General features: G+C 62.5%; 10 protein-coding genes and 1 pseudogene. 8 read left to right on the top strand and 3 right to left on the bottom strand.

What is annotated here, in order from left to right; translation table 11 throughout:
* The first annotated feature begins 88 nt into the window (after nucleotides 1–88).
* The 8 genes from yvcK to HP499_RS16240 all read left to right on the top strand — a co-directional run bounded on the left by yvcK (nucleotide 89) and on the right by HP499_RS16240 (nucleotide 7,151).
* Nucleotides 89–1,105 (top strand): uridine diphosphate-N-acetylglucosamine-binding protein YvcK, encoded by a 1,017-nt coding sequence (yvcK, locus tag HP499_RS16275; protein ID WP_172325264.1) that lies wholly within the window; start codon nucleotides 89–91, stop codon nucleotides 1,103–1,105.
* A gap of 9 nt (nucleotides 1,106–1,114) precedes the next feature.
* On the top strand, nucleotides 1,115–2,095 hold the full coding sequence (gene whiA / locus HP499_RS16270; RefSeq protein WP_018777554.1) for a DNA-binding protein WhiA: 981 nt from the start codon (nucleotides 1,115–1,117) through the stop codon (nucleotides 2,093–2,095).
* Nucleotides 2,096–2,269: 174 nt separating this feature from the next.
* Nucleotides 2,270–2,893 carry a superoxide dismutase gene (locus tag HP499_RS16265; RefSeq protein WP_026540622.1) on the top strand — a complete coding sequence of 208 codons (624 nt, stop codon included), beginning with the start codon at nucleotides 2,270–2,272 and terminating at the stop codon, nucleotides 2,891–2,893.
* A 271-nt stretch (nucleotides 2,894–3,164) separates the two neighbouring features.
* On the top strand, nucleotides 3,165–4,175 hold the full coding sequence (gene gap / locus HP499_RS16260) for a type I glyceraldehyde-3-phosphate dehydrogenase (protein ID WP_172325263.1): 1,011 nt from the start codon (nucleotides 3,165–3,167) through the stop codon (nucleotides 4,173–4,175).
* 9 nt (nucleotides 4,176–4,184) lie between these two features.
* Nucleotides 4,185–5,411, top strand: a complete 1,227-nt coding sequence (locus HP499_RS16255) for a phosphoglycerate kinase (protein WP_172325262.1) — start codon at nucleotides 4,185–4,187, stop codon at nucleotides 5,409–5,411.
* 73 nt (nucleotides 5,412–5,484) lie between these two features.
* A complete protein-coding gene (tpiA, locus tag HP499_RS16250; RefSeq protein ID WP_172325261.1) occupies nucleotides 5,485–6,300 on the top strand; it encodes a triose-phosphate isomerase in 816 nt (271 codons plus the stop codon).
* Nucleotides 6,301–6,336: 36 nt separating this feature from the next.
* Nucleotides 6,337–6,594: a preprotein translocase subunit SecG gene (secG, locus tag HP499_RS16245; RefSeq protein WP_024821019.1), complete on the top strand. Its 258-nt coding sequence runs from the start codon at nucleotides 6,337–6,339 to the stop codon at nucleotides 6,592–6,594.
* Between the two features lie 161 nt (nucleotides 6,595–6,755).
* A complete protein-coding gene (locus HP499_RS16240; RefSeq protein ID WP_172325260.1) occupies nucleotides 6,756–7,151 on the top strand; it encodes an RNA polymerase-binding protein RbpA in 396 nt (131 codons plus the stop codon).
* Here the strand turns inward: HP499_RS16240 and pgl are convergent.
* The 3 genes and pseudogenes from pgl to HP499_RS16225 form a co-directional block, all read right to left on the bottom strand.
* Nucleotides 7,104–7,922, bottom strand: a complete 819-nt coding sequence (gene pgl, locus HP499_RS16235; RefSeq protein ID WP_172325259.1) for a 6-phosphogluconolactonase — start codon at nucleotides 7,920–7,922, stop codon at nucleotides 7,104–7,106. The genes HP499_RS16240 and pgl overlap by 48 nt on opposite strands.
* Nucleotides 7,912–8,853, bottom strand: a complete 942-nt coding sequence (locus HP499_RS16230; RefSeq protein WP_172325258.1) for a glucose-6-phosphate dehydrogenase assembly protein OpcA — start codon at nucleotides 8,851–8,853, stop codon at nucleotides 7,912–7,914. The genes pgl and HP499_RS16230 overlap by 11 nt, the downstream gene beginning before the upstream one ends.
* Nucleotides 8,850–9,044 (bottom strand): annotated as a pseudogene (locus tag HP499_RS16225) (glucose-6-phosphate dehydrogenase); the annotation flags it as partial. The gene HP499_RS16230 and the pseudogene HP499_RS16225, both read right to left, overlap by 4 nt.

The following is a 9,044-nucleotide window of genomic DNA, read 5'->3' as shown; positions in this document are numbered from 1 at the left end:
TGGCAGTCGCGGTGGAACTTTCCAAGCGTTTGGCACAGTATCCACGTGTCACCGTCACCACCACCCACCGCGATCTGGGCCGCGAGTAGTGGGCGTCCTTACCGGCCCGCTGCCCCTGATTCCACCCAAAGGCGTCCCCGGCAGCCAGCAGAAGAAAAGTCCATCGGTGGTTGCCTTGGGAGGCGGCCATGGACTGGCTGCCTCCCTGTCCGCCCTTCGCTTGCTCACCTCGGAGCTGACGGCAATCGTCACGGTAGCCGACGACGGCGGCTCGTCGGGGCGGCTCCGCGAAGAGTACGGCGTCCTTCCGCCCGGTGACCTGCGGATGGCGCTCAGTGCCCTGTGTGATGACACAGACTGGGGCCGGACCTGGCGGGATGTCATGCAGCACCGGTTCAATGCCGGTACCGCCAAGGGTGGCTCCCTGGACCACCACGCCATGGGCAATCTGCTGATTGTGACGCTGTGGGAACTCCTGGGAGATACGGTTGCCGGCCTGAAATGGGCCGGTGCGCTGCTGGGAGCAAGGGGCCAGGTTCTTCCCATGTCCAGTGTGCCCCTCACCATTGAGGGCCAGGCTCACGTTGACCTTCCGGGGGGCGGACAGGAGCTGCAGACCGTTCGCGGACAGGCCCGGTGTGCTGTTGCCGGAAAGCTTGAAGAGGTCAGGCTGTTGCCCGAAGACGCCCCGGCCTGCACCGAAGCCTTGACGGCCATCGAGTTGGCGGACTGGGTCATTCTGGGGCCCGGATCCTGGTACACCTCGGTGCTGCCCCACCTGCTTCTGCCCGAGCTGCGCCAGGCGCTTGGGGACACTGCTGCAAAGCGCTGCCTCACTATGAACCTTGACGTGGAAACCAAAGAAACTTCGGGCATGACGGCGGCGGACCATCTGGATGTCCTGCGCCGCTACGCCCCTGAGTTCAGCGTCGATGTAGTCCTTGCCGATCCTGCTGCAATCCAGGATCTCAAGGCCTTTGAGAAGGCCGCGGGGATGATCGGGGCCGAAGTGGTGTTGGGTAGAGTAGGGGCGTCGAGGCGCCGCCCCGTCCATGATCCACTGCTGCTGGCAGCGGCGTACCACGATATTTTCGGGAACAGTTAGGAATACGCGATGGCACTTACTGCGTCGGTCAAGGACGAACTGTCCCGGCTGGACATCAAGAAATCTTCGGTCCGCAAGGCGGAGGTTTCGGCAATGCTGCGCTTCGCAGGCGGCTTGCATATCATTTCGGGCCGGATCGTAATTGAGGCCGAAGTCGATCTTGCCTCAACAGCCCGCCGGCTCCGTGCCGCAATAGCGGAGGTCTACGGCCACCAGAGCGAAATCATTGTCGTCTCCGGAGGGGGCCTGCGCCGGGGGAGCCGCTACGTTGTCCGCGTAGTCCGCGACGGTGAGGCCCTCGCCCGCCAGACCGGCCTGTTGGACGGACGCGGACGACCGGTCCGCGGACTGCCCTCTGTGGTTGTCAACGGCTCGGCTGCAGACGCAGAGGCAGTATGGCGGGGAGCCTTCCTTGCCCACGGGTCTCTGACTGAACCGGGGCGTTCTTCCTCCCTGGAAGTCACCTGCCCCGGACCTGAATCAGCACTGGCACTCGTGGGAGCTGCCCGGCGTCTCGGCATCCAGGCCAAGGCCCGCGAGGTCCGTGGCGTGGACCGCGTGGTCATCCGCGATGGCGACACCATTGCAGCCCTCCTGACCCGCATGGGCGCACATGATGCCCTGATGGTCTGGGAGGAGCGTCGCATGCGCAAGGAAGTCCGGGCCACGGCCAACAGGCTGGCGAACTTTGACGACGCCAACCTGAGGCGTTCGGCCCAGGCTGCCGTTGCGGCCGGTGCCAGGGTTGACCGCGCCTTGGAAATACTGGGCGACGACGTTCCGGATCACCTTAAGTACGCCGGCGAGCTTCGCGTTGCCCACAAGCAGGCCAGCTTGGACGAACTGGGTCGCCTGGCCGATCCGCCCATGACCAAGGACGCCATCGCGGGCCGCATCCGCCGTCTCCTTGCCATGGCCGATAAGCGCGCACTAGACCTCGGCATCCCGGGCACCGAGGCAAATGTGACTCCGGAAATGATGGACGAGTAGTCCGCACCCATAGAATCGAAAATGCGTGGAGGAAATACTGCGAGGCCACCCCGGGTTGTTCCCGGTGGAGGCAAGAGCAAGCTTCTTCGCCAAGGATTTCCGGCCGGCCCGCTGGCCGGATGACATAACGAGAGTTACCAACCCGGACGTCAGTCCATTACATTGGAGGATTTCGTGACAGAGTACGTTCTGCCCGAGCTCGGCTACGACTATGCAGCACTCGAGCCGCACATTTCGGCAAAGATCATGGAGCTGCACCACAGCAAGCACCATGCGGCTTACGTTGCAGGCGCCAACAATGCGCTCTCCCAGCTGGCCGATGCCCGCGAGAAGGGCGACTACGCCAACATCAACCGTCTCTCCAAGGACCTCGCGTTCCACACCGGCGGACACATCAACCACTCCGTCTTCTGGAACAACATCTCCCCGGACGGCGGCGACAAGCCCGAAGGTGAGCTCGCGGCTGCCATCGACGACGCTTTCGGTTCCTTCGATGCCTTCCGTGCTCAGTTCAGCGCTGCCGCACTCGGCCTGCAGGGTTCCGGCTGGGCCTTCCTGGCCTACGAGCCCATCGGTGGAAACCTGCTCATCGAGCAGCTTTACGACCAGCAGGGCAACGTCGCAGTAGGCACCACGCCGCTGCTGATGCTGGACATGTGGGAGCACGCCTTCTACCTGGACTACGTCAACGTCAAGGCTGACTACGTGAAAGCCTTCTGGAACATCGCCAACTGGGCGGACGTCGCCAAGCGCTTCGAAGCCGCACGCACCAACGCTACGGGCCTCATCGTCCTCTAGTTGGTGAGCCCCGGTTCACGCCGATGTAACAAAAGTCACTTTTAGCGTGAATTGGGGCCAAATGCTGGAAAGCCTGCCTCCGCAGTTGCGGGGGCAGGCTTAGTTAAACGTAAGATGGATCACGGAAGGCGGTTAGCCTTCAGCAACGTGGCTGGTCGCCCTCCGATCTGATAATCACCTCTGCCCAAAGACGTGCGGGGTCTGTTAGTTGGAAATTATTAATCCGACTCACTAGGCGTGCTTGCAAGAGCACCAAGGAGATTGACACATAGTGACCACCCGTATTGGTATCAACGGCTTCGGCCGCATCGGCCGTAACTACTTCCGCGCAGCACTGGCCCAGGGCGCAGACCTTGAGATCGTGGCAGTCAACGATCTCACCAGTCCCGAGACCCTCGCCCACCTCCTGAAGTATGACTCCGTCGGTGGACGCCTCGCCCAGACCGTGGAAGTTGTCGATGGAAACCTGGTAGTCGACGGCCAGTCCATCAAGGTCCTCGCCGAGCGCGATCCCGCCAACCTTCCCTGGGGCGAGTTGGGCGTTGACATCGTCATCGAGTCCACCGGTTTCTTCACCAAGGCTGCAGCCGCGCAGAAGCACATTGACGCCGGTGCCAAGAAGGTCCTGATCTCGGCGCCTGCCAGCGACGAAGACATCACCATCGTCATGGGTGTCAACCACGAGCTTTACGACCCCGCAGCGCACAACATCATCTCCAACGCATCCTGCACCACCAACTGCCTCGGCCCGCTGGCCAAGGTAGTGAACGACGCCTTCGGCATCGAGCGTGGCCTCATGACCACGGTCCACGCCTACACGGCGGACCAGAACCTGCAGGACGGCCCCCACGGTGATCTCCGCCGTGCCCGTGCTGCCGCGATCAACATGGTTCCCACGTCAACAGGTGCGGCCAAGGCAATCGGCCTGGTGCTCCCGGAGCTCAAGGGCAAGCTGGATGGCTACGCCATCCGCGTTCCGGTTCCCACCGGTTCAGCGACGGACCTCACGGTAACCGTCTCCCGCGAAGTAACGGTCGAAGAAGTCAACGCAGCCGTCAAGGCCGCCGCTGAGTCCGAGCAGTTCGCCGGCATCCTCAGCTACACCGATGCTCCCATCGTGTCCTCGGACATCGTTGGGGACCCTGCGTCGTCGATCTTCGACTCCGGCCTCACCAAGGTCATTGGCAACCAGGTCAAGGTTGTTTCCTGGTATGACAACGAGTGGGGTTACTCCAACCGCCTCGTTGACCTCACGGAGCTCGTCGCATCCAAGCTGGGCTAGGGTAGACACATGACATCTCACACCCTCAACGAACTCATCGCTGAAGGTGTCCGCGGGCGGTACATTCTGGTCAGAAGTGACCTGAATGTGCCGCTCGACGGCTCTACAGTGACCGACGACGGCCGCATCAAGGCTTCGCTTCCGGTCCTCAAGAAGCTCTCGGACGCCGGTGCCCGTGTGCTCGTTACGGCCCACCTGGGACGCCCCAAGGGCGCTCCTGAAGACAAGTACTCCCTGAAGCCCGCTGCGGCCCGATTGGCGGAGCTCGCCGACTTCCCGGTGCAGCTTGCAGCAGACACGGTAGGAGCCTCCGCCAAGGAGCTCTCAGCCGGCCTGCAGGATGGTGACGTCCTCATCCTGGAGAACGTCCGCTTCGATGCCCGGGAAACGAGCAAGGACGACGCCGCGCGCGGCGCCTTCGCCGATGAGCTGGTTGCCCTGACGGGAAGCAACGGGGCATTCGTGGACGACGCCTTTGGTGCGGTTCACCGCAAGCATGCCAGTGTCTACGATGTAGCCACCCGGTTGCCGTCATACCTGGGCGATCTTGTGCATACGGAGGTCGAAGTCCTTCGGAAGCTCACCACTGACACGCAGCGGCCTTACGTCGTGGTTCTTGGCGGGTCCAAGGTGTCGGACAAGCTGGCTGTGATCGAGAACCTCCTGGGCAAGGCCGATACCATCTTGGTTGGCGGCGGCATGCTTTTCACCTTCCTGGCCGCTGCAGGCCATAAGGTTGCCGGAAGCCTCCTCGAGGAAGACCAGATCCCGGTTGTGCAGGACTACCTCCAGCGCGCCTCTGCTGCCGGCACCTCGTTCGTGATCCCCACCGATGTGGTGGTGGCCAGCCGCTTTGCAGCTGATGCCGAACACGAGGTCGTCAAGGCGGACGCCATTGAGGACAGTGCTTTCGGTGCGTCGGGCATAGGCCTGGACATTGGACCCGAGTCTGCTTCCGCGTTCGCGGCACAGATCGAAGGGGCAAAGACCGTCTTCTGGAACGGCCCCATGGGTGTCTTCGAATTTGAAGCCTTCTCCAGTGGCACCCGGGCCATCGCCCAAGCGCTGACCGATACGGTTGCCTTCACTGTGGTGGGTGGCGGCGACTCCGCGGCTGCCGTTCGGACCCTTGGGTTCGAGGACTCACAGTTTGGACATATCTCAACCGGTGGCGGCGCAAGCCTGGAATACCTTGAAGGCAAGGACCTTCCCGGTCTGAGCGTCCTGGACCGCTAAGTACTACCCGGCCGGCAGGACGCCATGCGTCCTGCCGGCCGTTCCATATTTCTACGCATTCTTTGGAGTTCATGTGACTACCTCTGCCAACGGCAACTTTGTCCGTAAGCCCTTCATCGCCGGCAACTGGAAGATGAACATGGACCATGTCCAGGGCATCACCTTGCTGCAGAAACTTGCCTGGACATTGTCCGACGCCAAGCACGACTACAACCGCGTCGAGGTGGCTGTCTTCCCGCCGTTCACAGATCTCCGAGGCGTCCAAACGCTGGTGCAGGGTGACGACCTCGATGTTGTCTACGGTGGCCAGGACCTCTCCCAGTTTGACTCCGGAGCGTACACAGGTGACATCTCCGGCCAGTTCCTCAGCAAGTTGGGCTGTGCTTACGTCTTGGTGGGGCACAGTGAGCGCCGCACCATCCACAACGAGTCCGACGACGTCCTGAACGCCAAGGTCAAGGCCGGTTTCCGCCACGGAGTCACCCCGGTTCTTTGTGTCGGCGAAGGCCTCGAGGTCCGTCAGGCAGGAACGCACGTGGGGCACACCCTTGCCCAACTGCGCGCAGGCGTGGAGGGACTCACCGCGGAGCAGGCTGCCGAGCTCGTGGTTGCCTATGAGCCCGTCTGGGCCATCGGTACAGGTGAAGTTGCCGGTCCGGAGGATGCACAGGAAATGTGCGCAGCCATCCGGACCGAGCTCGCCGAGCTCTTCGATGAGACCGTAGCGGCAAAGACCCGGCTTCTTTATGGCGGCTCCGTCAAGGCCAACAATGCCGCCGCCATCATGGCTGAAAATGATGTGGATGGATTGCTTGTGGGTGGCGCAAGCCTGGACCCCGCTGAGTTTGCTAACATTGTCAGGTTCGAGAGCCACCTCGTCACGGACTAGTCCGGCTCCCGTTTTCCGCTTCTTCGAAAGGCCGTCGTGGACGTTCTTCAAGTCATTCTGCAGATCCTGCTGGGAATCACCAGCCTTCTGCTGACGCTGCTCATCCTCCTGCACAAGGGACGTGGCGGCGGTTTGTCCGACATGTTCGGTGGCGGAATGAGCTCCGGATTGAGTTCGTCCGGTGTAGCCGAGCGTAACCTGAACCGCTTCACCATCATTCTGGGTATCACGTGGGGTGCTGTCATCATCGGCCTTGGCCTGATCATGCGATTTACCTCGGGTGGCGACTCCTAGTCGTTTCCTAAAAAGGGAGGCTCCTTGTTGGGGGCCTCCCTTTTTCTTTTCCATTGCGTCCACCACTAGTGCCGTCGTCGTAACCCCGCATTAGACTGGGCCTGTTGGCCATAACGGCCAGGGCCGTGAGGGCCGACCACCGAGTCGCTAGGGGTTCGAAAATGGTTCATGGCACGCCTGGATATCGGGGCACCCGCGTTGGAGTAGCCCAAGGGTCACCTCCAAGGAACCACAGCGACCACAGTGATGGTGTTCAACTGCCGCGCATTCGCGTCCCCTACTGGTGCGCCAAGGGACACCAAACACAGCTTGTCTTCCTCAAACTCCCGGACGACCAGATTCCCAAGAATTGGGATTGCCCCAAGTGCGGCCTTCCTTCTTCACGCGATCCCGGCCTTCCCGCGCCGCCCAGGCCAGAGGATGAGCTCTACAAATCGCACCTGGATTACGTTAAAGAAAGACGCTCCAGCCAGGACGCGGAAATTGTCCTGGCTGGAGCGTTGGAGCGGTTACGCGCCCGCAGGGTCCTTCCGGACCAGTTGCTGGGGGACGCGTGAGGCCGCATTCTCGTCAATAAGCCACAGAGTCCGGGAACGGCCCACAGGACCCGCGGCCGGTACCTGCACCGGGTTGGCACCTGCCAAGGCCAGTCCCACGGCTCCCGCCTTGTCCTCGCCGGCAACAACCATCCAAATCTCTTGGGCGGTATTGATAGCCGGCAACGTCAAGGAAATACGCGACGACGGCGGTTTGGGTGAGTTTTCGACCCCCACCACAGTGCGCTTCTTCTCACGAATTCCGGCCTGCTCGGGAAAGAGCGAGGCTACGTGGGCGTCAGGGCCGACACCAAGAAGCAGGACGTCGAAGCGCGGGAGGATGCCCGCCTCTTCTAAACGGTCATCAGACATGTCGGCTGCATGTTCCGCCTCGGCTGCTGCTTTAAGTTCTTCTGCATACGCGGCGGCGGCGTCCTCAGCAGTGGCGAACTGATCAGTTGAACCTGGCTCGTGGATCCTGGAGGCATCCACGTCCAAGTGCGCCAAGAGGGCCTGGTGTGCTTGACGGGTGTTCCTGTCCTCGCTGTCCGCAGCGACGAAGCGTTCGTCACCCCACCAGAAGTTAACCTTGGACCAGTCGACCGCCGGGGCTGCGGCTGAGTCAGCCACCGCCTTCAGCGTTCCAATGCCGACGGTACCGCCGGTCAGGACCACCGTAGCCTCACCATGTTTGTCCTGGACATCCACGAGCTTGGTAATCAGGCGGGCCGCAATGGCGGCCATCAACACCTTGGAGTCGGGATGGATGCTAACTCTGGGCTCAGCGTGCACTGGTCTGGACTCTCCTCTGGCTGGTAAGTGGAAGTCCCATCGTAATCACTTCTCCGAAGACTTCGTCGGGGTCGAGTCGTCGTAGTTCTTCGGCGAGGCAATCCTTCAGGCTGCGCCGGGGGAGGGTGATACGCTGCGCCGGCTGGCCGGGCTGCGTCAGTTCGGCCACGGAAAGGCCCGGACGGAAGAGCTGGACGTCACCGCTTGCCCGGGTGAGGCGGACGCGGCGGATACCGGTCCCTGCAGGGTCCGCCACGATGGTGACCGGCGCCTCCAGCGCGAGGCTGAGCCAAGCTGCCAGAAGCAGCGTGCTGGGGGAGTCGGACGCGCCTTCAACGGCAACCGCGGAGACCGGGTCACTGTCTACCTGATCGAAGACGGCGGCGAGTTGCATGCGCCAGTTGGTCAGGCGTGTCCATGCGAGGTCTGTGTCGCCGGCCTTGTAGGTCGCCCGGATGTTTTCCAGTGCATGGCGTGGATCGGGTTCGTTGGCCGAGTCGGTGATCCGGCGGTGCGCGATCCGGCCAATGGACGTCTCACAAGCGCTCTCCGGGGCTCCGTGCGGCCACCAGGCCACGATCGGCGCGTCCGGCAGCAAGAGCGCGGCCACCAGCGATTCGCTCTCGTGAGCCATGTGTCCGTGCCCGCGCAGGACGATGACCTCGGAGGCACCGGCGTCGCCACCGACTCGGATCTGGGCGTCCAGGCGATCCGGTCCCTCCACTCCCGCGTCTGCCAGGACGATGATCCGGCAGGGGTGTTCCCGACTGGCTTCGTTGGCTGCCTCGATGGCATCTTCTTCCTGCCCGGACTTGGTCACCACCACCAACGTCAAAACGCGGCCCAAAGCGATCACGCCGCCTTGCTCGCGCAGCGACATGATCTTCTTGGAGATCTTGGAGGTGGTGGTATCGGGAAGATCTACGATCATGGCCTTCTCCAGGTTCGTCCGTCGCGGGCCAGCAGGGCATCGGCGGAGGCCGGTCCCCAACTGCCGGGTGCGTAGGGTTGCGGTTGTTCATCGAGCCCGGCCCAGTATTCCTCGAACGGGTCCAGGATCTTCCAGGACAGTTCCACTTCCTGGTGGCGCGGGAAGAGCGGCGGCTCACCCAGGAGCACGTC

It is taken from the genome of Paenarthrobacter sp. CM16 (genome assembly GCF_013179505.1).
Lineage (GTDB): Bacteria > Actinomycetota > Actinomycetes > Actinomycetales > Micrococcaceae > Arthrobacter.
Note: the sequence above shows the minus strand (reverse complement) of the source record. Positions and strands in the feature narration are given on the sequence as shown.